Below are 25946 nucleotides of genomic sequence, written 5' to 3'. Positions count from 1 at the left end.
CGGCCGGGCTCCGCTGGCCTGGCATCCCCCGTCGTCGATCGCATCTCCCTGCCCCCCATCACGTCCATGAAGCGCGCATTGTTGCCGGTACGCAGGCAGACGCAAAGCCCCGGCAGCGCAAGAACTGCTAAACGCCGTGCCTGCCGATCCGCTACTGTGCCGGCATTGGATGCGGGGACCGGCAGGATGAGCGCGGCAGGCAAGGCGTTGTGGTACATCGAAACCCATGCGGACCAGCCATTGGCGCTGGCCGACATCGCCGCTGCGGCCGGCCTGTCGCCGTTTCATCTGTCACGCCTGTTCCAGGCCCGCACCGGCACCTCGGTGGTGCGCTACCTGCGCGGGCGCCGCCTGACCGCTGCCGCGCAGCGGTTGGCCAACGGCGCGGGCGACATCCTGCAGGTGGCGCTGGGGGCCGGCTACACCACCCATGCTGCCTTTACCCGTGCCTTCAGCGAACAGTTCGGGCAGACACCGGAACGGGTACGCGAACAGGGCACCGATGGGCTGACGCTGGTGCAGGCGATCCGCCTGGACGAGGCCCCGTCAGCCTGCATTGAAGCCCCCCGGCTGCTCGATACGCCCGCGTTCCAGCTGGCAGGCGTCGGCATGCGGCACACCCGCGACAGCAGCGGCGCGATTCCGGGCCAATGGGCCCAGCTCAACCGCGAGTGGCCGACGCCGGCACCGGTCAGCTTCGGCGTGTGCTGCAACAGTGATGACGATGGTGGCTTCGACTACATTGCGGCACTACCGGCAAGCACGGTGCCGAGCGTGCCTGCGCACTGGCGACGCGTGGACATCCCGGCGCGCCGCTACCTGGTGGCTTGGCACGGCGGACACATCTCGGCCATCCGCTCTACCTGGTTCTGGTTGCTGGATCACTACCTGCCCGGTTCCGGCCTCAGCCTGGCCGATGCACCCGATCTGGAACGCTACGACCTGCGTTTCGATGAGCACAGCGGCAACGGCGGCGTGGAGATCTGGCTGCCGGTGGAAGAACGTCCCCACTGACAAGGAGTTGAAGATGCGCATGACCGCTGCTGTGCTGGGAGGAATGCTGCTGGCGTTCGCGAGCGTCGGCGCCGCCCGCGAAAGCGGCGTCGCCGGCGAGCGCCACGGCACGACGACGCTGGCCAGCGCCGCCGTGCGCGACGCAGGGCACCGCGACGCGCTGCGCTACACGGTCTGGTATCCGGCACAGGCCGGCAGCCGCGAAAACGCGCTGACCATCGGTCCTCCCGACGCGCCGCTGTTCGACGCCGGCCGGTCGGCCAAGGATGCGCCGGTCGCGGGTGATCGCCTGCCGACCCTGCTGCTCTCGCATGGCAACGGCGGCAGCGCGCGCATGATGGGTTGGCTGGGCACGGCGCTGGCGCGGGCCGGGTATCTGGTGATTGCGGTGGATCATCCAGGCAACAACGGCGTTGACACCATGACCCTGCCCGGCAGCCTTCTGACCTGGTTGCGCGCCGATGACCTGCGTGCCGCACTGGCGGCCGTGCAAGCTGATCCGGTGCTGGGCCCGCATGTCGATCCTGAGCGCCTGGGGGTCGCCGGCTTCTCGGCCGGTGGCTACACCGCGCTGCTGGCAGCCGGTGCGCGACCGGACCTGCAGCGATTGCGGGACTTCTGCACCGCACATCCGGATGACGGCGTCTGCCAGCCCCAACAGGAGGCGGCAACGCACACGATGGAGGCGCGCGTTGCCGCTGCGGCGTCGCCCGAACTGTCGCCATGGATGTCCCACGCCAACGACGCACGCGCCATTCCCGGCGTGCGCGCGGTGTTCCTGCTGGCGCCGGCAATCGTGCAGGCCTTTGCGCCCGAGCAGCTCTCCTCGCTGAAACAGCCGGTGTCGATCGTGCTGGGCCAGGCGGACACGGTCGCGCCACCACAGACCAATGGCGAGGCTGCGCGTGCGGTGATTGCGGGCGCTGCACTGCAGGTGCTGCCCGGTGTCGGCCATTACGATTTCCTCGCCGCATGCACCCCGGCCGGACAACAGCGGCTGCAGGACCTGTGCAGCACATCGGTGCCGAAGGCGCAGACCCACGCGCAGGCAGCGGACGCGGCAATACGGTTCTTCAACCATTCGCTGCGCTAGTGGCCGCCGGGCATCGCCCGGCGCTACAGTGGGCGCGTCCACGGAGAATCGATCATGCGCCTGCTGCACCTCACTCTGCCGGTATCCGACGTCGCTTCCGTGGCCACATATTTCCACGATGTGCTGCAGCAGCGCGTGGTCGGCAACCATGTGCACATCGGCTGGAGCACCCTCGAACTTCAGCCTGCGGCGGGGCGTCCGGTGGGTGGCGTGCATCTGGCCTTCAACGTGCCGGACAACCGCTTCAGCGAGGCAATGACGTGGTTGCGTGAGCGCACGCCGCTGCAGCGCAATCCGGCGGGGCTGGACTACTTCGCGCTGGAGAGCAGCTGGCAGTCGCAGTCGGTGTACTTCACCGGCCCGGACGACCTGATCCTTGAACTGATCGGCCGCCGCCGCCTGCCGGCCAGCGCTCGCGAAGGCGTGTTCCATGGCAGCGAGCTGACCTGCCTGAGCGAAGTCGGCCTGCCCAGCCGCGATGTCGAGGCCGTACGCGAACTGTCCAACCAACGTTTCGGCCTGCAGCCGATCAGCCCGGCTTCGCCGCAGTTCGCACCGATGGGCGACGACGAGGGCCTGCTGATCGTGGTCGCGGCCGATCGACGGTGGTTTCCCGAGCAGAAGGACCTGCCCAATGCGCAGGGGCTGTTGCTGCAGGTGGGCGACGTGGCTGGCCCCGGTGTCGTGGAGGACGTTGTGCTCGGCTGGCGGGTACAGGCAGCCTGAACTACCAGCTGCCCGACGCACCACCTCCGCCGCTGCGGCCGCCGCCTCCGGACCAGCTGCTGGAGCTGCTCGCAGACGAACTTGATGACGGGGAGCTGGACGCACTGCGGTGGCCGACGGATGATCTGCGGCTGCCGCGTGCCTTCTCACCGGGCAGCATGGTGAAAATCCAGGCGAAGTACAGCACGACCGTGCCGGCACTCCACCCGATCGTCGCGGCAAGGCGTGCCACCGGGTCGGCGCGATCAATGGCCAGCAGTGCGAAGAGCACGTAGCCAGCGGTCAGCAGCAAGAGCACTGCGAACCTCACCCCGAAGCTGCTGCGGTCCTTGTGCCAGCGCGCGCGGCACGCCTGCACGAGGAAGAACAGCAGCATGGCTACGATGCCTGCCGCCAGGTCCAGCAACGTGTGCAGGGCCAGACTGGGCGGCAACTGGCCACGCAGCATCATCACCACCAAGAACCCCGAACTGACCCCGAGCATGCCGAGCAGCACCACGCGCACACCTCGGCTGCGGCGCCAGCACCAGCCAAGCAGGCTCGCCACCGGTACGCACAACGCCAATACGATGCAGACCGCTGCCAATGCCTGGCGTGGCGCCCACATAGCCGCCGACAGCAGACCCGCGGCTACCACAGCCGTCACCAGCAGCGGGCGACCCCAGGCCGGCAATCGCTTCGGGCGCGCCTGCGGCGTGGTGACCTCGCGTGGCGCTCCACGCTGGCGCTCGCGATGCCTGCGTGCGAGGTCGTCCGGCATCCTGGCCGCGGGCGCCGAGGGCGGTGAGCGCCACAGACCCGCAAGGAAGCCGGCCAGCAGCGTCATTGCAACCACGGAATCCGCGCTGCGCCAATCGGCCGGCAACACGTTGCGCATCGATGGCGCTTCCCAGGCCGGCAGGTCCTCGCCATCGATCAGCGCGACCACGACCTTCGTTCCATCCAGCAGGCCCTGGTCAAGGTCGCCATCGCGGAAACGCGGCACGATCGCCTTGTCGATGATGCGGGCGGCATAGGCATCTGGAATCGCGCCCTCCAGACCGTAACCGGTCTGGATGCGTACACGGCGGTCCTGCACGGCCACGAGCAGCAGCACGCCATCGTCAACGCCTTCCCGGCCAAGCTGCCACTGGTCGAACACCCGCTGTGCGTAGGCCTCGATGCCCTCTTCGCCAGCATGGTCGACCACCAGCACCTGCAGCTGCGCGCCGGTGCGCGCCTGCAACTTGAAGGCCTGCGTGCGCAGTATGTCGCGGGTATCCGCCGAAAGTGCGTTGGCGGCGTCCACCACCGGGTCATCCAGCGCAGGGACCGCAGCACCGGCCATCACCCTCATCGGCAACAGGCACAACAGCATCAACAGCCATGCCGTGACCCGGGTGCACGTCGTCCTGCGCAGCATCTTCACGTGCCCTGCCCTGCCTCGATCCGCGCATGCAGCGCCTGCAGCTGCGCGACCGCCTGGTTGAACACCTGCAGATCAGCATCAACCAGCGCCGGCCAGTCGGGCGCGTGCCCCAGCAACTGCGCCACCTGCTCGGTCGGCGCACGATCAAAGCCTTCACCCAGCACCGCGAGATAGCGTTCACGGAACCCTGCCGGGTCGCGTTGATCCTGCACGAACAGCTGCACGGCCAGCAGCCCTGCATAGAGGTAGTTCACCAGATAGTTGGGGTCGTCATACATCAGGCGCTTGCCGATCCAGCCGTTGCACAGCTGCGGATAGCGCTCCGGGTCCTGACCGAAGCGCGCCAGCACCCGGCCGGTCAACGCGTCCAGGTCATCGGCGGTACCCAGCGTGTTGTCCGCCACGCCCTCGTAGATCGACTGCTCCAGCTGCGCCTCTTCGGAAGACGTGAACAGCTGCAGCACCATATCGTCCAGCAGTGACTTCAGGTAATAGGCCTTGGCCCGCGGGTCCTCTGCCTGCTGGTACAGCTGGTCGCGGAAGCGCAGTTCGTTGTAGATGGCAAAGGCCTCGGTCAGCCACTGGCTGCCATTGCGCTGCAGCGGCGAGGCATGGCCGCGCTGCATCCACTCACCGTGCATGGCATGACCGGCTTCATGGGCGATCTCGACATCGCTTTCCAGATCACCACGGCGCACGCCAACGAACAGCATTGCCGGCACGCCGGGAGCGCTTACCGAGAACGCGTCCTGGCTGCGGTCACCACGTTCGGTGGCCAGATCCATGCGCCGGTTGGCCGGATCGAGCAGCGCACGCAGCTCACTGACGTATGCCGGCCCCAGGTGCTGCATGGCATCGGCGGCATTGTCGCGCAGCTGCGCCAGCGTCAGTACCGGCGGCATATAGCCGGCATCGGGCAACGTGGTATCCCAGAGCTGCGGCGCATCGATGCCTGAACGCGCGGCGTGGCGCAGCAGCATGTCCTGGTAGGCGCGACGGTCCCGTGCATGGCGTTCGATCGCCTGCAGCGTAGCATCCACCGCCGATGCATCCAGGCCCATGCGCTGGTAGCCCCGCGCCGGTGCAGAACCATCGCCCTGCAGGCGCGCGGCGGCATCGTTCACCTGCACCAGGCCCAGAAGCACCGAGGCCATCGGCTCGCGGCGCGAGTGCAGGCCCTGCCAGTAACCCTTCCAGCCCGCTTCCCGCAACGCGCGGTCCCGCTGCTGGGCCAGTGCCTGCTTGTCGTGCCCGGTGTCCCAGTGCCGACCATCACGCTCGATCTGCGGGTACTCGGCACTGCGCAGGATCTGCCCACGCAGCCGTGCGAAACTGTCCAGCGCCGGATCGGCCAGGGCCTCCACGGCCTCATCCAGTGCGGTACTGGCCGGTGCTGCGGCGTCCTTCAGCGCACGCGCGCGCAGGAAGGCATACGGTGCTGCCCACGCCGCGTCTGCGGGCGCTTCGCGCAGCGCCGCGCGGCCGGTGTGGGCGATGCGGCTGCACAGCCCCATCACCTGGTCCAGCGCCTGCGTCGGGCGATGGTCACGGGCGTTGCGTGCGGCCTGCAGATGCAGATAGCTGTGATGGCGCAGGCACTGCGCCTGCAGTGCCTCGGCCTGATGGAAGCGTTGCGCAGGTGCAAGCGCGGAAGCCTGCTGCAGGGCCTCGACACGCTTGCCCAGCTCGCCGCGCGCGGCCTGTTCGGCTGCCGCACTGGCGAAGTAGGCGCTATCGTCGGCCGGCAGCGACTGCGCCTGGACGCCGGTGAAGGGTGCCATTGCCAGCATGACAGTCATGGTGGCGGTGATGGTGCACATCCTGCGAGCCTGCATCGGCGTCTCCCTGCCTGGATCAGGCTCCGAGCCTAGCAGCCCCCGCCCGGCCGCGCCTGTGCCGGGACAGGCATCAGATCGACTCATCCTCGCGCTTGACCAGCGTCCAGCAGGGCGACTGCGCGAAGGTGTAGGTCTGCTGGTCGCTGCTGTCCGGCGTGCGGATCTGTACCTGTCGTTGCCCATCGGCCAGCGTGCTGACCTGCATCTCGCGGCCCTGCCCGGCCAACGCGGCGGGATCGGGCATCACCGGCCACTCGACATCGGCCAGCGCCAGGCGGCTTTCCACCTTGCGCGGTTCCGGCTCGGCCTCGGCATCGATGTAGCTGTCCAGCAGCGGATCGGCGGTGGCCTTTTCCTGCAGCGCGATCTCGTTGCCGAAGTGCTTCAGGAACGCATCGAACTGCGAGTAGGGGCATTCACCGCTGGCAGGCACCGGTGCGGGCTGGACCGCTGCCGCCGTGGACGACGGCGCGGGATGTGCAGGCGCCACTTCCGTGGGCGTCACCTGGGGCTCGGGCGTGCAGGCAACCAGGGCCACGCCACAGGCAAGCATCAGCACGGCAGCGGAACGGTTTCGACGCATGGGCTCATCCTGAATCCGGTTGGGTCGTCCCATGCTACCGCGCGCCCTACAATTCCGGCACTCCGCCTGTCCGAGACTCTCCATGCGTCGCCTCCTGCTCATGATCGGCCTGCTGTTGCCCGCCCTGTGGCCAGCGCTGGCGATGGCCGTCGATGTCCACGAAGGCGATCTGCTGTTCGTCACCGCCGGCCGCAGCGGCCTCAGTGCGGCCATCGACGATGCCACCGGCAAGCAGGGCGCGCCCAGCTTCGATCATGTGGCCCTGGTCGCTGTGGCGCCAAACGGCTGGGAGGTACTGCATGCGGACGAGAAGGGATCGCGTCGGCAATCGCTGGTCGAGTTCCGCCAGGACGCCCGGGCCAAGCAGCGGCAGATCGTGGTCTATCGCCTGCGGGCACCGCAGCAGGCGGCGATCAAGGATGCGGTCGCCACCGCGCGCATGATGCTGGGCAAGCCGTACAACACGTCGTATGTGTTGAACGAGGACAGCTACTACTGTTCCGACTTCATCGAGCGTGCGTTCCGTGCGCACCATGTGTTCGCGCTGCAGCCGATGAACTTCCGCAATCCGCAGACCGGGCAGATCGCACAGCACTGGGTCGATCTGTACCGCGGCATGGGCATGGAGGTGCCGCAGGATCAGCCCGGCACCAATCCCAATGACATGTCGGCCGCGCCGGTGCTGCAACGCATCGGCGTGCTGGAATAAGCGAAGCCCCGCGCGCGGCGGGGCTTCGGGGGGTGCCCAGGGTGGGTACCGACGTCACTCTTCCTCGTCCTGCCCACCTTGCTGCTGATTGCGCTGGTTGCGCTGCTGCTGTTCCTGCTGCTGTTGCTGCTGCTGGTCGCGGCCACGGCCCTGCTGCTGATCCTGCTGGTTCTGCTGGCCCTGCTGCTTCTGGTTCGGGTTCTGGTTCTGCTGTGCCATGTCCGATCTCCAAAGCCACGCGCGGAATGCGGTGGACGGGGCCATCGTCTGCAGCGAAGAGTTAATCGCGCGTTGGCGGACGGCTACACCTGTGTGTACGCGCGTGAATGAACGCGCGAAAGCCCTTGCGGCACAAGCCGCTGAAGGATTCATGCGGGTTCGGCATGTCCTTATGTGGTAATGACAGGAGCACGTATTCAGTGCTGTAGGGCGCACCGGAATGCGCGAGCGTTCGCTCAAGAATGGCTACCCGAAGCCGATAGGCTGCGGACGGGCTGCTATGGACGGCCCATCTTTCCAAGCATCAACAAGGAACGTCTAAATGAACGCCGTGGTTGCAGAAGCAAGTGACTCTCGCCTCCTCAAAGCGGTCGAGAGCATCGCGATCAGTCCCGCAGACGCGAAGACCCTCGTCGCCCAGTACAGGCGCCAGATTCTCTCCCGGGATCCAACACGCGGCCAGCACGAGGTTGCAGGGTTGGTGGCCGACAAGATCATCAGCCGTTATTGCCGGATGTCAGCCACCACGGGGGGAGCGACTGCTCTGACCGGGGTCATCCCGGGAATTGGTACGGCCCTGGCAATGGTTGGCGGTGGTCTCGCCGATGCAAGCATCAGCATGAAACTGCAGGTCGACATGACCATGTGCTTGGCTGAGGCCTATGGATGGGACGTGAATGGCGAAGACGCCAGGCACCTGGCTTTTCTCATCGCCGCAGGAGGTTCTCTGGAGAAGCTCGGCGTCGAAGCGTCGACTCGGATCGCCTCAAATGCTGGCGTAAAGATGGTCCGTCAGTACTTGAAGGGCGCCGTGTTGCAAGCTCTCAAGGAACTCTTCAAGAAGATCGGCATCACCTTTACCCGCAAGGCGCTGGAAAAAGCCATTCCGTTCGGCATCGGAGTCGTCATCGGCTCAGGGGCCAACTATGCGTTGACCAAGTATGTTGGCAATACTGCGCGAAGCTGGTTCGAAGCGGATGCCGCACTGGGCAACAAGCCCAATGAAATCTGAGCAGCGCGCGTTCTGGCCATGCGGCTTTCAAAGTAGGAAGCCGCATGATCCGGGGATACTGGACTACGGCATCACCGGTGGCACATACGCCAGGGTCATGCCCAGCAGCCACAACAGGCCCAGCACCAGCGGGATGTGCACCAGCAATTGGATGAAGGTGAAGCCCACGATGTCGCGTGCCTTCAGGCCCAGCACGCCCAGCAGCGGCAGCATCCAGAACGGGTTGATCAGGTTGGGCAGGGCTTCGGCCGCGTTGTAGACCTGCACCGCCCAGCCCAGGTGCGCCTTCAGTTCGTTGGCGGCCTGCATCACGTACGGCGCCTCGATGATCCACTTGCCGCCACCGGACGGCACGAAGAAGCCCAGCACGGCCGAATAGACGCCCATCACCAGCGCGAACGAATCGGTGCTGGCCACGTGCACGAACAGGCTCGACAGCCGGTGCGCCAGGGTCTGCCCGTCACCGCCAGCGGCGTGGGTGAGGATCATCGCGATGCCGCCGTACAGCGGGAACTGGATCAGCACGCCGGTGGTACTCGGCACCGCCTTGGCCACCGCGTTGAGGAAGCTGCGCGGGCGCCAGTGCAGCAGCAGGCCCAACGAGATGAACAGGAAGTTGTAGGTATTGAGGTTGGCGATGGCGGTGATCACCGGCTTGTTGGCGAACTCGTTGAACAGCCAGCCGAACGCCAGCAGCGAGAGCAGCACGGTCAGCAGCGGGCTGTATTCCAGCCATTCGCCCGGGCGCGTGCGTCGCTGCAGCGGTTCCGGCTCGGCCTGTGCAGCACCGGGGAACGCCTCGGCGGTACGCGCACTACCCGCCGCGGGTGCCGTCAGCCAGGCGATCAGCAGCGAGACCAGGATCAGCACCGAGGTCAGCGCGATCGACTGCCACAGGAAGATGGTTTCGGTGAACGGCAGCACGCCGGTGATCTCCACCAGCCCCGGCGGCATGCTGGCCGGGTTGGCCTGCAGCTGTGCGGCCGAGGAACTGAGCCCCATTGCCCACACCGCACCCAGGCCGAGGTACGCCGAAGCACCGGCGGCGCGGTAGTCCATGCGCAGTTCGGTACGACGGGCCAGCGCACGCACCAGCAGGCCACCGAACACCAGCGAGAACCCCCAGCTGAGCAGCGAGGCGAGCATGCTGACCAGGCCCACGTACACCACCGCACCGCGGCCGGTACGCGGCACCCGGGCGAGGAAATCGATGAAGCGTGCGACCACCGGCGCCGTCGCCACGGCGTAGCCACCGATGACCACGAAGGCCATCTGCATGGTGAAGGGAATCAGGCTCCAGAAGCCGTCACCGAAGGCGCTGGCGGTGGCCTGCGGGGTCGAGCCGAAGCCCATCGCGGCCAGCGCGACGATGACCACGCCCAGCACCGCGAACACATACGCGTCGGGGAACCACTTTTCCGCCCAGGCGGCCGAACGCAGCGCTGCGCGCGCCATCCAGCCGTCCTGTACTGCTGCCGTAGAGGCCATCGCCTACCCTCCCAGGTTCGATGGATCGATTCTGGGCGGTGGGGTGCGGGCTGTCAGCCACCTATTGGTCGTAGGTGGCGGGGTCGGATCCCTCTCCACAGGAGAGGGCTCTGACCCCGAGCCGGGTATCGGCGCGGCAGAAGGGTCAGAGCCCTTTCCCACAGGAAAAGGGATCCGACCCCGGGCAATCAACGCAGCGCCAGGTCCGCGGCGATGCCGGCAAACAGCGCGGCACCCACCCAGTTGTTGTGCAGGAACGCCTTGAAGCACGGGCCGCGTTCGCGGTTGCGGCAGATCCAGAACTCGTACACCACCAGCGCGGTGGCCACGGCCACGCCGGCCAGGTAGTACCCGCCCAGCCCGCCGCGCACGCCGACCAGCGCCATCGTGGCCAGGAACAGTGCGTACAGCACGCCCTGGATGACCAGGTCGAGATCACCGAACAGGATCGCGGTGGAGTGCGAGCCCATCTTCAGGTCGTCCTCGCGGTCGACCATGGCGTACCAGGTGTCGTAGGCGGTGGACCACAGGATGTTGCCGGCATACAGCAGCCAGCCCAGCATCGGCACCTCGCCCTGCACGGCGGCGAACGCCATCGGGATGCCCCAGCCGAACGACATGCCCAGGTAGACCTGCGGCAGATGGGTGTAGCGCTTCAGGTACGGATAGCTGGCAGCCAGGAACACGCCGATGAAGCTCAGGCCGATGGTCAGCCCGTTCAGGGTCAGCACCAGGCCGAACGCCACCAGCATCAGTACGGCGAACAGCGCCAGCGCGGCGCGGCCGCTGATCGCACCGGTGGCCAGCGGGCGCGCCTTGGTGCGCTCCACATGCGGGTCGAGCCAGCGGTCGGCGTAGTCGTTGATGACGCAACCGGCCGAGCGGGTCAGCCACACGCCGGCGGTAAACACGAACAGCGTCCACAGCGGCGGCAGGCCGCCCGCGGCCAGCCACAACGCCCACCAGGTGGGCCACAGCAGCAGCAGCGTGCCGATCGGGCGATCAGCGCGCATCAGACTCCAGTAATGCCGCCAACGCGGCGTCGCCGGCGACTGCGGCGAAGTGAGGGGGGTATCAGCCATGGCGATAGGATACTCCTGCCCCTCCCGGCACGGCTTTGCCCGTGGGGGGAGATTTGTTCGGCGAAACTGGATAGAATGCCGGTCCCGCACCGCTTCATGGCGCTGCGATGCCCGCCCCGGCACCGGCCGACGGCGCGGCGGTTCTACAACGCGCCCGTAGCTCAGCCGGATAGAGTAGTGGCTTCCGAAGCCATTGGTCGGGGGTTCGAATCCCTCCGGGCGCGCCATCTTCCCCTGTGTTGCCTGTACGCAGCGTCCCAACTGGGCGATGCTGCGATGTCGCGAGGAATCCGGCTCGCCTGCGGCGGAAGCTAGGGCGATGGTGGCCATGCATCCGGCACGCCACCAGGAACGTCAGGGAATGAACGTTGCCGAGCGATGCTCGCAACCGGCTGCATCCCTTACCACCATGGAGTACTCCTCACCCGCGCTGGATTGGCCGGGCAGGAACACGCCATCACCATCGAACAAAACGCTCTGCTGTTCACCCTGCCCGATCGACAGCCCGATCGCTCCCGGCGTGATTTCCTCAAGGATCACGTTGTAAGGCCGCCAGGCATCTCCGCCGGTTCGCCTCATCTCTGCGCGAGCGGTCCTTGAGTTCAACCTGCGTCTCTCATCCACCCACAGCTGAAGCGGCTGATCAGCATTGTGGGTGACCTGGAAGCGCCCGTAGGTCAGTCCGTCGACTCTCTCGGTGCCGACGTAGGTGAAATGGGCCGGTGGACACTTCGTGGTGCGGTTCGGATGCGCCGCACAGGATGTCAGTGCAACCACGAGGCAAAAGGCAGTCAGGCGCTTCATGGGTTCGAGGCCTGATGTGGGTTGTTGTCGCGGCGGCATGCGACGGTGAGGGCAACCAGCACTACGCCCCAGAGCGGCGTGAGCAGCACGACGCTCATCACCATCAGCGAAACCGCTACCTGCCAGAGCAGCGATGGCCTGAATCCGCTGAATCTATAGGCTTCCAGTACAAGCACCACGACCTGGGCCAGAAGGCCCGCGAGCAGCCCCAAGCCAGCCCCCTTGGCAAGCCGCCTGATCGTCAGGCGGCCAGCGGCGGGAACCCGTGCGCCAATTCCCAGCAACAGAAGGCTGACGGCCCATACAGCCAGAAGAAAACCTGATGTGAGTCGAAGGCGTAAAGCGCCCTGCCCACAAAGTGCAGGAACAGCCAGAGTGCTCCACACGACACCGCGTAGGCCAGCCCGTACCGAAGAATCTGCCTGGCTTTCATCTTGTACCTCTCCGAGGGCGTGCAGGCCGATCGCGTTCTTTGGTGGAGGAGCGCGGGAGCTCATGCACCTTGCATCCCGCTTGGCGCCCTACTCGCGCAACGCATCGCGCAGCGCTCGAGAGTACCTGCCTGCCTCCAGCGTTCGCAGCTGGGCCAGTGGAATCCGATACCTCCTGAACAGTGCGGCCAGTTCTCTTGCAAGCCCCTGGAGCGGAGCGCGTCGAACAATATTGATGAGACCTTTTCCAAGGTATCCAAATTCATCTTCATACTAGACGCCGAATTCGAGTTTCTTAAGGCCAGGCTGGCACTGAGAAGAAGATTGCGACTGCCGGCCCACAGCGGGCATCTGCGCCCCCCAACAGTGGAGGTCATACGGAGAATATCTGAAAATTACTATCTGCATATTTCCCGCGCCCTGCCGAGAACTGCCGCGCTTGCCCGTCCGACTTCGAGCTTCCGTATCAATCCAGCACATTCAGGCCGATCCCCAGTTTTCGCTCCATAGATCACGGGCTCACCCTCCCTATCTACTCCGTCCAAATAGAGCACTGCGCAATCACCAGCGATCGTACCAATGCGCACCGCACGAACCTTCTCGATACTGGCGTCTGGACCGGCTGCACCCTCGCACATCCCACCGTAATACGCACTACTCAGTTCCGCGTAGATGGGTTTCAGCTGCAGCTCCCCTAAGCGGTCATTCTCGCATGCGCTCAGGGCGAGCACACAGACGGACGCGACAGACAAAGCGCGCAGGAAGAAGCCTTTGGCATCGAGAGAACTCTTGAGCAACCCCGATTTCCTTTGACTGTTTTCCATTACCTCCCCAGAACGATCTGCTCGAACGCATTGGTCGCGCTGCGCCGATCTCCCTTGCGGTTGCCGAACGCGCCATTGGTCGCACACCTGGCGTCATCCGCCAGGCAGTAGGCGGAGCTCGGCGCTTCAGCGCACTATAGCGCCGCCGAGCATCGAGCGAATACGTTGGCGGGCTTCTCCCGAAGGCTCACGGCAACCACCCGTTGCTTCTGCTCACCGCAGCCCCCCATCACCCCGTACAGGATGAGAAGTCCCTTTTCGTTGACGTAACCGATGAACTTGCCCCTACCTTCATCCGAAGCGGCCCTGACGAAGTAGACGCTCTCCCCGGGCGCTGGCTTCAGGTCACTCAACGGCATTGGACCGATCTTCCCTTTAACCTCTGATGCCGATACCACGGCCAGCGAATGCTTCAACATCCACTCCGCAATGGCTGCTTCACTATCAGGATCAAGCGTGGAAATGCGGTCAAGCGGCAGAGTCGTTGAATTGCCAGGGAAAATCGCATCGGACGAAACATCTACCCAGTCCGACTTCCATTCCGTATGTTGAAACTGGTGAATGCTGCAGCCCCCTAGCATTGGCAAGAGCAGCACCGCTGCACGCAAGATACCAGCCTTCGGCATAGACATGAAAGCCCCAGAAAGGGCCGGCCAAATGCTAATTATCATCTGCAACCCGTTCTGCAAAATGATCTATGATTTGTACCTCGTGCCCAAGATGGCATGTCATTTCTTGACTTCCCTATCATGGGCTGGCGCTTGGCGTGTCGCTACTCTGCCCCGGGTTTGCGGCAGCGTGCGTAGTCGAAACACCCGGCCTGCGCGCATAACTGTAATCGGGATCCCGGCAAGCGCGCATGATCGGACTTCGTGCGTGCCTGATCGCGCCGGGGAACCAGCACAGCACCAGCACTACCAGACAGATCATTCCCAGCCGTGCCCATTCACCCGCGACACCGGCCCCGACCAGCGGCAATGCTGCCACCAGGATGATGACCTGTGTGTACAGAAGATAGAGCGTGTACGTGCCCAACCGCGGGTCTGAACGAAGCTCGACGCGACACCCTCGGCAGGACGTCTTCGATCGCAGGGGGAAGCTCTGTCCGCTAGCGCCACAAAGTGGGCAGATGAAGGTCATCAGGCGCATCGGTAGAACCTCTTTTCAGAAGTTTCCATCACCAGGCTCCATCTGCGGCGTCGACCATACGCACCGCATCATCAAACCTCGGGTCCTGGCACATCATTTCCAGTGGTGTCCGATCAAGCTCATTCCCTGCGTGCGGGTCTGCACCACACCAGAGGAGATAGGCCGCTGCCGCGACGCTGCCATGTGCCACCGCACTTGCCAGCGGCGTCAGATCAAGATCACCACGCACATCGATGTTGGTCACGAAGGGCATAAATGCGCTGAGGAGGGCCACATCGTTGTAATAGGCCACCACATGCAGGGGCGTGTCCTCATAGGCCCCTTGGGTCTCCGGACAAGTCAGCACCGCGTCGCCGAAGTCAGTGTCGACACCGAGCCGGGAAAGCAGTTCGCTGAGTACAGGATCGATGATGTTCATCGGGCTGCACGCACGGTAGAGCCCATTGCGTTGGCCCGATGGTGATCCGTCCTGTAATCCATCTCTCTGTCAGATCCCTGTCGACCTACAAGCCAGGCGGTGCGTGCGTCTTGGAGCGATGCATTCGACAGATCAAGAATCATGATTTGACCGGGATCAACCGGCTTTCCCAAGTCCCCTCTACTAGAAGTGCAATTTCTGCGCCGACAGAGGCCTCAATGAAGACCAAGGTGTCGCCATCGACAATTTCCCGGGCAGCCACTGGGTCTAGACCAAGGAGAAAGCAACACCGCTGGAATTCAAAGGAATCATCCTTTCGATGGAAGACCTTGAGATCGAGCACGACATTCTGGCTAGAGAAGCCATCAATGCTCGCCTTCCTGACTCGGCCAAAGACCAAATCATAGGATCCCTGCACAGAGTCATCAAACAGAGAAACAGTCACTCCGGACACCGGATCAAGACGAATTCCGGTCATCTTGAAATCATGGATAGTGATACCCATCGGCTCATCTCCTTGGCCAATCACTTGACGGATCCATACGTCGCGCGTGAACTTCCAGGTGGAATCTATTGATTGGATTTTACGTTCTTAAGAACAATTGCCACAAACATGCCGCAGATCAGGAGCGAACCCAGCGCCAGAGGCAACATTACAAAATAATCGCCCCTCTCAAGGTGACCAATCGCATACACCTTCAATGCGAGATAGGACGATGACCTCAGAAAAATTAGCGAAAAAAACACCAAACCGAGCCAATTCAGTATTCTATTGCGCATATGCATATCATCTCAATTATCTGCAATTGCACCCAGAAAAAACACGATCACAATCGAGAGAACCTGCGAAAGAAGCAACATCAACACCGGCCTATCCTTGATCAGCACGGCCGAAACTGTACTGGCAAGGAAGCAAAGGAAACCTTGCCCGATGGATTTCATCGCGAAGTCGAGGGTGAGGACGCCTTGCAAGTTCTGCGCCCCCACCAGGCCATCAGGATTACGGTCGAACACAGAGTCGCCAGAACGACCCTCTCTATGTAGCTCATTTCGGCTCGCCATTCATTGCCACGCTCTCCGAAACGACTGACGATTACCCACTCCTTCAGCGATACCAACGGATCGCTCTGCTGGGGCCACCCCACCACAGGGTCGGGTTTCCGATATTAGTTGAGGAAGGGGCCGCCAGAATTTTACGACTACTGATACGGGAAGCAGAACGGCAGCCCGAGAACGTTGCGCGCCAGCTTTGAATCCACCCAGTGCCAACTATTCTTCCCTCAAGAATTTCCTCGGCCGAGCTCCAAGCCTGATGATTTTTCGCGCAGGACCAAGATAGATATCACCGAATACAAATGAGAATGCGACAGCTGTATAGAAAACAAGTAGTGCACCAGGAATGGGAATCGCGCGAACGAAGCTATCGCATTCGAGGTTGCGGGCGACCAGCAACCCAATCATCAGCATCTCGGCCAGGAGCGCTATTGCGAACGCGAAACGCACCCGCCCAACCTCAATCGACAGAATTCCCCTTCTCGCCAGTTCGAACTTGGAATATACGAGCAACATCAGCAACGCGAAAAAAAGAGCAAACATAACTTCCGGAGAGTACCTAGCGACTGGACAGCGCATACTCAACATGGACGCGATCAGCGCGCAACAGATCCCCAGCGCTCCCGCCGCAGCTGCACCCTTCATGAACCTTATGAAAATCACTTCGCCGGACATTGGCATTTATTGTAGTTTGACCTGTAATTCACGATTGCTCCAAGGGGCCCCAGGATCTTCGACCCACCCCGCAAGAGATTGGCGTTCCCCGCATGCGCTGCAGCTCGATTAAGTCGACCGTTGGCAACCGAGTAGTGAATTCCGCGCTCTGCCGCCCCGCGCGTCCTTTTTGCCGCTTTGGCATCCTGACGCGACGCTGCTGCATCCAGCATGTGGCCCGCCGCTGCATACGGCGTCTTTGCGCCATACTCGCCAAAATGAACACCGGGATTCTCGTAGAAGTTTATGTCAACACCCACAGAATCCATTGCAAAGGACACCATAGAAGTAAGCGGAACGAGATCTATGAGCAGATCGGCAACAGCCTCCCGCTCACAATTGTTGGCGGGAACATAGCCGGTGACGTTATTCATTTCACCATTATTCCACGGCCCAATTCCCTCGAGCCCTTCTGGATCAATAGCCATTTGAGGATTGCTTCCAACATATGTGAACGTGCTGATTCCCCCTATCAGCCCAATCGGATCACTCTGTGTGTACCGCCCTACCCGTGACTCATACTCGCGCTGGTAGTTGTAGAACAACCCACTCGCATCCGTCGCCTGCTGGCCCGGGAAGCGGAGCGCCAGCTCGAACGCCACTCCATCACCATCCGGGTCGGTACTCGGAATCTGGTTGCCGAACACCTCGCTCTTGTTGCTCCACTGCCAGATCGAGACATTCCGTACCGGATCGATCACCACGCGCGGCGTGCCCAGATGATCCGGCTGCACGTAGGCCAGTTCAGGCACGCCGGTAGCCGGCATGTTGATCAACGCCACCGGGTAGTTGTCCAGCCAGATCGCCTGCTGCTGCGCCTGGCCCGTGGCCGAGTAGTTGCCCAGCCATTGCCCCGCCTCGTCATACAGGGTGATCTGAGCCGCGCCACCGGCCGGGGTACGCAGCACGCGCTCGCCGCGGTGGTTGTAACCGTAGCTTTCCAGCACGGCATCACCTTGCTTCACCGCGTTCATGCGGTTGGCATCGTTGTAGATGAACGACTTGCCGCCGATGCGGGTGGTGTTGCCCACCGCGTCATGGTCGCGCGCTTCGCCGTCCACGGCGGTCAGCCGGTGGCTGGTTGCGGGATAGGTGTAGCTGGCCGTGCCTGCCGAGGTGGTCAGCGCGGTGCGATTGCCGGTGGCGTCATAGGCATAGGTTTCGATCGGCGTGCCGGTCGTACCGTCCTGGGTCTGGGTCAGGCGACCCAGCGTGTCGTAGGCGTACTGGGCCAGCACCGTCGAGCCTGCGCCGTTCTTCAGCTCGGTGACCGAACCGACCGGGTCATAGCCGTAGCCCAGCGACAGGCCGCCTGCGGCTGGGTCATGCACCGCCTGCGGGCGGTAGTCGAGGTCCAACGGACGCTGCAGCTGGCGGCCGTTGCCGTAGGTCCAGCCGGTGGCCGGGCCGAAGGCCGCGTAGGTCACGTTGTTCACCACGATCTGGCGCGCCTGGCCGGGGCGGGTCAGGCCGATCTGACTGATGCGGCCCTGGGCATCACGCACGTAGTCGGCCACGCTGCCGTCGGGGTAGGTCAACGCAGTCAGGCGACCCGACTTGCTGTAGGCGTAGCGCAGCGTGCTGGCGACACCATTGATCGTCTGCACTTTACGGGTGACCTGGCCGAAGCGGTCGTGGCAGTACTGGGTGCTGCCATTGGCATGCAGCACCTGCCCAAGCCGTCCCTTGGCGAAGCGCTCGTCGGCGGCACAGGCGGCAGGCGCCACGTCATAGCTGTAGCCCACGTCCAGATTGGGGTTCGGATAGGCGATGCCGATCAGGCGGTTGAGCCCATCGTAGTGATAGGTGGCGGTGACGCCGCGTGCATCGGTGGCCGTCTTGCGGTTGCCGGCGGCGTCCACGGTGAAGCTGCTGGCGCCACTGTCCGGGCTGACCTGCCCGGTCAGGTCACCGAACCCGTTGTAGGCATAGGTCGTATGCAGGCCCTTCGGGTCGGTGACCTGGGTGACCTGGTCCAGCGCGTCGTACTGGCTGCGGATCTCCGCCGCGACGCCACCAACGTCCTGCAGGATTTGCGCCAGGCGGTTGAGCGGGTCGTACTGCTGGCTGGTCACGCGCTGCAGTGCGTCGGTCACCGTCTGCGGGTTGCCGTTGGCATCGTAGGTAAAGCCGGTAGCGTGATTGCCTGCGTCCTTCAGTGCGGTCAGCTGGCCGAGTGTGTTGAACGTCCGTGCCAGGGTACGGCGCAGCGTGCCGCCTGCATCCAGCGTGTCTTCCTTGAGGCGATTGCCGGCGTTGTCCAGCGCATAGTGAATGGTGTTGCCCGCACTGTCCGCGATATCCGTCAGCCGCTGGGCGGCGTCGTAGACATAGGTGACGCTGCTGCCGTCAGGCTCGGTGACCTGTTGCACCTGGCCGGTCGGCCAGTAGCTGATCTGGGTCACCCGATCCTCGGCTGTGGTGGCACCGCGCACGGTGACCGAGGTCGGCCAGCCGCGGGCATGGTAGGTGTAATCGGTGACCACGCCGTTGGCATCCTTGACCGACAGCGGCCTTCCGAAAGCGTCGTAGGCCAGGGTCTCAACCGTCTGGCCGAGCGCATTGGTCACACTGCGCAGGTCGCCCTTGCGATAACTGCAGGCACCATTGCCCGCGCATCCCGCGTCGTCCGCAGTGTAGTAGGCATAGGTGGAGACATCCGCCACATCACTGCGTGGGCCATCCACGCTACGCAGCAGTCCCACCAGCGGGCACTCCGGCCCTTCGGCCTCACAGTAGGTCTGCGTGGTGATGCGGGTATCACCGGTCACCCTGTCGCGCACGGTGATGGTGGTCGGCTGGAGGCGTGCATTGCGCGCGATGCGGATCTCACGGTTACCGACGGTCTGCTGCACCAGCCGATTGCTGTCCATGGCCACGCGCGTTTCGCTGACGCGCTGATCCGGAGTACCGGCCGCTTCGGTGGTGGTGGTCACGCTGACGGTGCCTGCGACAGCGTCGCTGGCCTCCGCATAGGCGTAGTTGGTGACGACACCACGGCGGTCGGTCGCCGACTGCAGCCGACGCCGGAAATCGGTGCCCTCGGGCAGATAGGTGCGAGTGATGCTGCCATTGCTTTCGGTGATGCCATTGACCTTGCGCGGAAGGCCACTGCTGCCGGTGGCAGTCAATGCGTACGTACTCTGCTTGCCCAGCGCGTCGGTGACGATGGTGGTGCCTGCCGGGGTGTACTCCAGGCGCACGCCATCAATGCCCACGTCGGCTTGACTGCAATCACCGGAATGGCGGCTGCAGCTGACCCGCCCCTTGGCGTCATAGCCAAACCAGCTGTAGCGCCGGGTGTCTTCGGCGGTCACGCCGGTCAGGTAGCCCGGGAAGCGTGTGTCCTCATAGTGGTATGTACGGCTGGCGCCGTCTGCATAGGTCGCAGTGGTCAGCTCGCCAGCAGGAGAGTACGTGTAGCTCACCACAGGCTGGCCGGCGACCACCAGGGCCGAGATCAGCGAATCGTCGCCCGGCGCGAGATACTGGACGTCTACGCGCCGACCGGTTGAATGGGTGATGCTGAGCAGGCGACCACGGCTGTCGTGTGCATAGGTCAGCGACGTTCCGTCTTCGAAATCGCGGCGCTGCATCAAGCCATCAGCATCAAAATGAATGCGCTCTCCGGCACGTGAAAGTTGCCAGTTGGTGCCCTGCTGGACCGCGCGATCGCCGCTTCCGTCCATGGCTTCGTAGCTTGCCCCCACTTTCTGGAATGCGGTCTGCCCGCCATCGGCGCCGATCAGCCCAACTTTCAGTTCGGGGCTGGGAGGGAAGGTGGAATCGTCTACGCCTGCGGTAAGCCGCAGATTGTGGGAATGGGTCCAGCCCGTGCCCAACGCGCCGCCCGCCGTGCTTGTCAGGGAGTGATAGTGGCGTTGGAAGCTCACCCATCCAAGGTTGAAATCCGGCTCAGGCTGGGATTTATCGCCAGTGGTCGGGTCACACGGGTTACCAACAGGACACTGCTGCGGCGGCAGCGGCGCGCTTGTGTAGGAGAGCATGGGCGACATGTGCGGCTCGTCCTGCTGGACCAGTGAGCACATCTGCAGGGCCTCATTCCACGTCAGGGACGGTCGATTCGGACAAAGCGCCGTTCTGGCCCGGCGCACACGCTCCCACCCCACTATCGACGAGCATTCTTGAGTGCTCTGATGATAGAAGTTCAAGGTGTAATGGAAATCCTTCTCCTCGTTGGTGACGCTACCGTCGTCGCCCCTGCCAAGTCCAAGGAGCTCCACCCAAGGATCCTCCGTGAGTGAAGTCGCCGGGCACTGCGGGTCGCTGACGCGGGTGGCGAGGATCACGCTACGAATCTGATCTTCGGAGGAGTACTCCTGCCCTGAGTGGATGTAGACCCAGTCGGTAGTAACGATCTTCTCGGGCCTCACCCGGTAGTCGTAGATGACCTTCTTTCCAAGGACGCGTTGGCGTTTGACATGCCAATCGAAGGGTTTGTCCTTTTCGTACTGGGAAAAGAGCAACTTGATGTCCTTCTGCACCGCCGCTTCGGTGGCTCGCGGCTGGCCCATCGACAGGTAGCTCTCCCACTTCTTCTGCACCTCCTGCGCCTGCGCAGCCCAAGGAGCCAAGCTCCCTAGCGCGATCATCGCCAGTGCGGCACACGAAATGGTCTTCAGTCGTTCCAACATCCCTGTTCTCCTTCCTGGACGAACACAGCTCCGGCGGGAACGAGAACGTGGGGCAGCTGTCTCACCACGTCATGCTTCGGATCGTCCCTGGTCCGGAATGCGGCCATGACCGCACGGGGAACGTTATCTCCGATGTGGTTTACACATTCAAGTCAGAAACTGTGGAGTGGGTCGGATTTCAGAGTTTTCTGATAAAGCGAGCGACCGACCGAACAAGCAGCCGGGCGTGGGCTCGGCTCTACAAGACGAATGCTTCCAGAAACAGAAACACCGGGCAGTGCCCGGCGTCTCCGTCACAGCGTGGAAGGGTGTAAACCTCAATACTTCCCGTCGAACGCGAAGATCGGCTTGCGCGTCTTCCACGCACCAGCAGTAAAGTCCGGGAACTCCAGCGTCTGGAAGCCGTTGGCGATCGACTGCTCGCTCAACGGGGTAATCGCACTCCAGGTCACCGCGTCGTAGATGTCGATCGGCATCGGTGCCTTGGCCTTCAGCGCTTCCACAAATGCATGGATGACGAACCAGTCCATGCCACCATGGCCGGCACTGGCGGCAGTGTCGGCATTCTGTTTCCACAGCGGGTGCTCGTACTCGTCCTGGTACTTCTTGAACTCTTCCCACTGGTGCGGCGGGCTGCGGCCTTCGATGTGGATCGAATGGTTCACGTCCATCCACAGGCCCTTGGTGCCTTGCACACGGAAACCCATTGAATACGGGCGCGGCAGCGAGGTGTCGTGCTGCAGCAGGATGGTCTCGCCGTTCTCGCAGGCCAGCGTGGTGGTGACGATATCGCCGAGCTTGAACTTCACCTTGGTGCTGGGGTGGGTGGTGCCGCCACTCTTGGCCACGGTGTATTCGTGCAGGCCGCGCGCCTTGGTCGCGAAGGCGTTGATGTGGGTGAAGCGGTTGCCACGGTTGATGCCGGTGTACATCGCGCACGGGCCGATGCCGTGACTGGGATACAGCTCGCCGTTGCGCTCCACCGAATGCTCGGTGCGCCAGCGTGCTTCGCTCCAGCCCTTGGGACCGAACTCCACGCCGCTGTCGTAGGGCTGGTTGGGATCGCCGGAATTGAACTTCACGCCGCGCAGGTCGTGCTGGTAGCCGGCCTGCAGATGCACCAGTTCGCCGAACAGGCCCTGGCGCACCATCTGCAACGCCGCCATCACGTCGCGGCGGTAGCAGACGTTCTCCAGCAGCATGTACGGGGTACCGGTGCTCAGTTGCGTCTTCAGCACGTCCCAGTGGTCCTGCAGGGTGATGCCAGCCACCACTTCGCAGCCGACGGCCACACCGGCCTGCATCGCGGCAATCGCCATCGGTGCGTGGTATTCCCACGGCGTGGCGATGATCACGCCATCGATGCCCTTCTGTTCCAGAAGTCGCTTCCAGGCGTTGGTGTCGCGGTCCTGGCCATAGGTCTTCGGCGCGGGCTTGCCGGCCTTCGCCACCATCTCTGTGGCACGGCCGAGCATGATCGGCTCGATATCGCAGACGGCAACCACTTCGACGTCGTCGCGACGCACCAGTTCCTTCAGCAGCACCAGCCCGCGCATGCCGGTGCCGATCATGGCCAGGCGCACCTTGCGCCCGCGTGCCCAGGCGGGGGTCTGCGGCAGCAGGCTGCTGGCGGCGACAGCGGCGCTGGCCGCGATGAATTCCCTACGCTTCATGGCAAACATCTCTCCTCTTGGCAGCGTGCCGGCCGCAGCCGGCACGCCAGGTCACGCAAACGGAATTACTTGAACCGGTAGCCGATGGTCACACTGTAACCACGGCCGAAGATGGTTGCGTAGTCACTGGAGTCACCCAGGAAGCTGTTCGGGTCGTAGAACGGCAGGCGGTTGAACAGGTTCTTGACGGTGAAGCTCAGGTTCCACGCATCATCCGGGCGCCAGGTGACGCTCATGTTGGCGGTCCACCACGACGGTGCACCATCGCACTTGCTCTTCTGCAGGGCCAGGTAGCCGCCGGTGCAGGTTTCCTTGTTGTTGCTCTCTTCGTCGATCTGGTCGGTGGCCCACTTGGTGCCGCCGACATAGTTGACGAACATGCTGGTGGTCACCTGCTTGTAGGTCCAGTCGGCATTGAGCGTGGCACGCAGGCGCGGGTTGTTGTAGTAGCCCACCACATCGCCGTAGTACCAGCCGTTCTCGGCATCCATGTAGAAGCGGTTGCGGTTGGCGATGGTGGCGGCCAGGCCGATGTTCAGGTTGCCCCAGTCACCCAGCGAGAAGCGGCTGCGCGCGTCGATGTCGAAGCCGTCGATCAGGGTCTTGCCGCGGTTCTTGTACTGGCCCACCACGCTGGCCACGTTGCCGGCGGAGTAGCCCGGCAGGTTCGCCGGGCAGCTCACACCGCTGGCCGGATCGGCGCACATCGCCGCCAGCTGCGCCAGGTTGGCGCGGTCACTGTCGGTGATCGGCGAGCGCGACATCGAGATGATGTCTTCCATGCGGCGATAGTCCGGCGCGACGATTTCATTGTTGCGGTAGATGAACCAGTAGTCGGCCGACACCGACAGCCAGCTGGCCGGCTCGTAGACGAAGCCGAGGGTGGCGATCTTCGCCTTCTCCGGCTTCAGGTCCTTGTTCGGCTGGGTCATGCGCGCCACGGTGCGGCTGCAGTCGACGTTCAGCAGGGTCTTGCCGAGGTCGACGTCACCCGGCCGCTGCGACTTCAGCAGCAGGTTGGCGATGGCGTTGGTCTCGCCGCAGCGCAGTTCGTCACGGAAGCCACCGAGCTGGGCGAACACGCCGCCGTTGCCGGACTCGGCCAGGCTCGGTGCGCGGAAGCCGGTGGAATAGGTGCCGCGCAGCATCAGCTGATCGAACGCCTGGTACTTGAAGCCGATCTTCGGCGCGATGTTGGCGCTGAAGTTCGGGTACTTGTCCACGCGCACCGCCGCATCCAGCTCCAGCTTGTCGGTGATCGGCGCCACGGTCTCGGCGAACAGCGCGTAGGTGTTGCGCTTGCCGTCGAACCACGAGCCGCCCTGCTGGGTGATCAGGCCATTGGCCGCATCGGCGTTGCCCGGGGTGTAGAAGGTCTCACGGCTGGCGTTGAAACCGAACGCGGCGCGCATCTCGCCGGCCGGCAGCTGGAACAGCGGTCCTTCGATCTTGCCGTCCAGGGTATGCAGGCGGGTCCACGACTGGATGTCGAAGGTCGGGAACGCTTCACGGATCAACGCGGCGTTGGCTTCGCTGATCTCGCCGAACTTGTACGCCGGATGGTCGGAGATGATCACCCGACCGGTACCTGGATCGATCGTGTACGGGCCGAAGGCCTTCTCGAAGCCCTTGGTGTTGACGTTGATCGTCTGGTAGGTGGTGGAGTGGGTACCCGCGCTGGCGAAGGCGGTTTCCCAGTTCCAGTCACCCCGGTTGCCACGCGCACCGGCCAGCACGCGGTAGCTCTTGTCGGTATTGCGCTGGCCGAAATAGTTCGGGCCGGCATCCTGCAGCAGGTAGTTCAGGCCGACCACCCCGCCCATCATCGCCTTCAGCTGCGGACTGGCATGGTTGTATTCGTTGTTGGGGCCCAGGAACGGGTACAGGAACTGGTTGACGGTGTTGCCGGTATTGCGCGAGAACCAGCTGGTCGGGTTGCCGGTGGTGGTGCCGTAGGTGCGCGGCGTGCCACCGTTGGCGCGCAGGTCGATGTCGGTGTAGGTCGCCTCGGCGAAGATCTCGGTGCTGTCACCCACCAGGAAGGTGCCGTTGAGGTAGGCGGTGTTGCGCTCGGACTTGGCACCGGCGTCGATCTCGTTGTTCATCCAGGTTTCCCAGACGCAACGCGGACCGGCCGCTTCACTGGTCAGCACGTTCCTGCAGCCCGGCGCAGCTTCCTGCACGCGGCGGCCGGTGACCGGATCGAAGGCGAAGTAGGTGCCCGGGTTGAACTCGCCCGGCTTGCTGCCCACGCCCAGGCGCAGGTTGTTGAGGTAGTTCGGGTTGTTGACGTAGTACTGGTCCGGACGCTTGTCGTAGAAATCGCTCAGCGGAATCGCGTCGCGGCGGTACATGTTCACCGCGCCGTAGATGTTGAAGCGGTTCTCGGCCAGGTCGCCGAAGCCGGCGGTGATGCTGGCCTGGCGTTCGCCATAGGAGTCGATGCGCGAGGAGGTGTCGTTGGTGAAGCTGATCTCGGCACCCTGGAAGTTGCGCTTGGTGATCACGTTGATCACGCCGGCCACCGCGTCGGTACCGTACACGGCCGACGCGCCGTCGGTCAGCACTTCCATGCGCTCGATGGCCGCCGCCGGGATCGCATCGATGTTGACGAACTGGGTCTGGAAGCCGGCCGGCGCACCGTAGTACGACAGGCGGCGACCGTTCAGCAGCACCAGCGTGCCCTGTGCGCCGAGCCCGCGCAGGTTGGCCTGCGAGGCACCATCGGAACCGGTGAACAGCGAGCGCGCATCCTGCTGCGCAGGGCGTGCGGCCGGCAGGTTGTCGAGCACCTGCAGCAGCGTGCGCGCACCCATGTTCTGGATGTCCTGCTTGCTGATCACCTGCACCGGCGAGGCGGTTTCAACGTCGGTGCGGCGGATGTTGGAGCCGGTGACCTCGATGCGGGCCAGGTCGGTGGCGTTGTCCTTGCTCTCCTGGGCGAAGGCAGGAGCGGCAAGCGAGAACAGCGCGCCGGCAATGGCCAGCGTCAGCGGAGCGATCGGGCGGCAGGGGGGGCGGTGGTGGCGGGCGGGCAACATCGGGGTTCTCTC

At 63.8% G+C, this 25946-nt stretch carries 21 protein-coding genes and 1 tRNA gene; 6 read left to right on the top strand and 16 right to left on the bottom strand.

The genetic code is table 11. The features are described 5' to 3' along the window. The first annotated feature begins 186 nt into the window (after window positions 1-186). From E5790_RS11270 to E5790_RS11260, 3 genes are read left to right on the top strand one after another with little or no spacing between them, the layout of a single operon-like run. Window positions 187-1014, top strand: coding sequence for an AraC family transcriptional regulator (locus tag E5790_RS11270; RefSeq protein WP_032958761.1), 828 nt, complete (start codon window positions 187-189; stop codon window positions 1012-1014). A 13-nt stretch (window positions 1015-1027) separates the two neighbouring features. Then, a complete protein-coding gene (locus E5790_RS11265) occupies window positions 1028-2107 on the top strand; it encodes an alpha/beta hydrolase (RefSeq protein ID WP_049442000.1) in 1080 nt (359 codons plus the stop codon). 54 nt (window positions 2108-2161) lie between these two features. Then, window positions 2162-2833, top strand: coding sequence for a VOC family protein (locus tag E5790_RS11260; protein WP_111205645.1), 672 nt, complete (start codon window positions 2162-2164; stop codon window positions 2831-2833). Between the two features lies 1 nt (window position 2834). Here E5790_RS11260 and E5790_RS11255 read toward each other — a convergent pair whose 3' ends face one another. The 3 genes from E5790_RS11255 to E5790_RS11245 form a co-directional block, all read right to left on the bottom strand. Beyond that, entirely contained in the window at window positions 2835-4235 is a 1401-nt protein-coding gene (locus E5790_RS11255) for a TPM domain-containing protein (protein ID WP_111205646.1), read from the bottom strand. Window positions 4236-4237: 2 nt separating this feature from the next. Continuing rightward, window positions 4238-6076: a M3 family metallopeptidase gene (locus E5790_RS11250; RefSeq protein WP_111205647.1), complete on the bottom strand. Its 1839-nt coding sequence runs from the start codon at window positions 6074-6076 to the stop codon at window positions 4238-4240. A 73-nt stretch (window positions 6077-6149) separates the two neighbouring features. Next, window positions 6150-6662: a hypothetical protein gene (locus E5790_RS11245; RefSeq protein WP_032958753.1), complete on the bottom strand. Its 513-nt coding sequence runs from the start codon at window positions 6660-6662 to the stop codon at window positions 6150-6152. Window positions 6663-6744: 82 nt separating this feature from the next. On the opposite strand from E5790_RS11245, the gene E5790_RS11240 reads away from it, so the two are divergent. Beyond that, window positions 6745-7371 carry a YiiX/YebB-like N1pC/P60 family cysteine hydrolase gene (locus E5790_RS11240; RefSeq protein ID WP_049408871.1) on the top strand — a complete coding sequence of 209 codons (627 nt, stop codon included), beginning with the start codon at window positions 6745-6747 and terminating at the stop codon, window positions 7369-7371. A gap of 54 nt (window positions 7372-7425) precedes the next feature. Here the strand turns inward: E5790_RS11240 and E5790_RS21915 are convergent, their stop codons facing one another. After that, complete coding sequence (locus E5790_RS21915; protein ID WP_005414774.1) at window positions 7426-7590, bottom strand: hypothetical protein; 165 nt, start codon at window positions 7588-7590, stop codon at window positions 7426-7428. Between the two features lie 322 nt (window positions 7591-7912). On the opposite strand from E5790_RS21915, the gene E5790_RS11235 reads away from it, so the two are divergent. Then, window positions 7913-8602 carry an EcsC family protein gene (locus tag E5790_RS11235; RefSeq protein WP_111205648.1) on the top strand — a complete coding sequence of 230 codons (690 nt, stop codon included), beginning with the start codon at window positions 7913-7915 and terminating at the stop codon, window positions 8600-8602. Between the two features lie 63 nt (window positions 8603-8665). Here E5790_RS11235 and E5790_RS11230 read toward each other — a convergent pair whose 3' ends face one another. After that, window positions 8666-10090, bottom strand: coding sequence for a TIGR00366 family protein (locus E5790_RS11230; RefSeq protein WP_181454184.1), 1425 nt, complete (start codon window positions 10088-10090; stop codon window positions 8666-8668). Window positions 10091-10278: 188 nt separating this feature from the next. Continuing rightward, the gene (gene ubiA, locus E5790_RS11225; RefSeq protein ID WP_014648747.1) at window positions 10279-11172 is read right to left on the bottom strand and encodes a 4-hydroxybenzoate octaprenyltransferase; all 894 of its coding nucleotides are present in this window, start codon (window positions 11170-11172) and stop codon (window positions 10279-10281) included. 150 nt (window positions 11173-11322) lie between these two features. Between ubiA and E5790_RS11220 the strand changes: the two genes are divergently transcribed. Next, a tRNA-Arg gene (locus E5790_RS11220) sits at window positions 11323-11399 on the top strand. Window positions 11400-11526: 127 nt separating this feature from the next. On the opposite strand, the gene E5790_RS11215 is transcribed toward E5790_RS11220, so the two are convergent. From E5790_RS11215 to E5790_RS11165, 10 genes are all read right to left on the bottom strand, one after another. Next, on the bottom strand, window positions 11527-11976 hold the full coding sequence (locus E5790_RS11215; protein WP_032958744.1) for a hypothetical protein: 450 nt from the start codon (window positions 11974-11976) through the stop codon (window positions 11527-11529). Beyond that, the gene (locus tag E5790_RS11210; RefSeq protein WP_229653722.1) at window positions 11973-12473 is read right to left on the bottom strand and encodes a hypothetical protein; all 501 of its coding nucleotides are present in this window, start codon (window positions 12471-12473) and stop codon (window positions 11973-11975) included. The genes E5790_RS11215 and E5790_RS11210 overlap by 4 nt, the downstream gene beginning before the upstream one ends. An 892-nt stretch (window positions 12474-13365) precedes the next feature. Then, window positions 13366-13863, bottom strand: a complete 498-nt coding sequence (locus E5790_RS11205) for a hypothetical protein (RefSeq protein ID WP_229653723.1) — start codon at window positions 13861-13863, stop codon at window positions 13366-13368. Between the two features lie 545 nt (window positions 13864-14408). Further along, complete coding sequence (locus E5790_RS11195; RefSeq protein ID WP_111205651.1) at window positions 14409-14798, bottom strand: ankyrin repeat domain-containing protein; 390 nt, start codon at window positions 14796-14798, stop codon at window positions 14409-14411. A 139-nt stretch (window positions 14799-14937) separates the two neighbouring features. Beyond that, a complete protein-coding gene (locus tag E5790_RS11190; protein WP_111205652.1) occupies window positions 14938-15303 on the bottom strand; it encodes a hypothetical protein in 366 nt (121 codons plus the stop codon). A gap of 287 nt (window positions 15304-15590) precedes the next feature. Further along, a complete protein-coding gene (locus E5790_RS11185; protein WP_111205653.1) occupies window positions 15591-15812 on the bottom strand; it encodes a hypothetical protein in 222 nt (73 codons plus the stop codon). Window positions 15813-16067: 255 nt separating this feature from the next. Next, window positions 16068-16526 (bottom strand): hypothetical protein, encoded by a 459-nt coding sequence (locus E5790_RS11180; protein WP_111205654.1) that lies wholly within the window; start codon window positions 16524-16526, stop codon window positions 16068-16070. Continuing rightward, the gene (locus E5790_RS11175) at window positions 16511-21220 is read right to left on the bottom strand and encodes an RHS repeat-associated core domain-containing protein (protein ID WP_229653724.1); all 4710 of its coding nucleotides are present in this window, start codon (window positions 21218-21220) and stop codon (window positions 16511-16513) included. The genes E5790_RS11180 and E5790_RS11175 overlap by 16 nt, the downstream gene beginning before the upstream one ends. A gap of 317 nt (window positions 21221-21537) precedes the next feature. Beyond that, window positions 21538-22893, bottom strand: a complete 1356-nt coding sequence (locus E5790_RS11170) for a Gfo/Idh/MocA family oxidoreductase (RefSeq protein ID WP_111205656.1) — start codon at window positions 22891-22893, stop codon at window positions 21538-21540. A 65-nt stretch (window positions 22894-22958) separates the two neighbouring features. Next, window positions 22959-25934: a TonB-dependent receptor gene (locus tag E5790_RS11165; protein ID WP_136191749.1), complete on the bottom strand. Its 2976-nt coding sequence runs from the start codon at window positions 25932-25934 to the stop codon at window positions 22959-22961. Between the last annotated feature and the right edge of the window lie 12 nt (window positions 25935-25946).

It is taken from the genome of Stenotrophomonas sp. PAMC25021 (assembly GCF_004795795.1).
Taxonomy (GTDB): Bacteria; Pseudomonadota; Gammaproteobacteria; order Xanthomonadales; family Xanthomonadaceae; genus Stenotrophomonas; species Stenotrophomonas muris.
The sequence above is the reverse complement of the archived record's forward strand: the minus strand, read 5'-3'. Positions and strand labels throughout refer to the sequence as shown.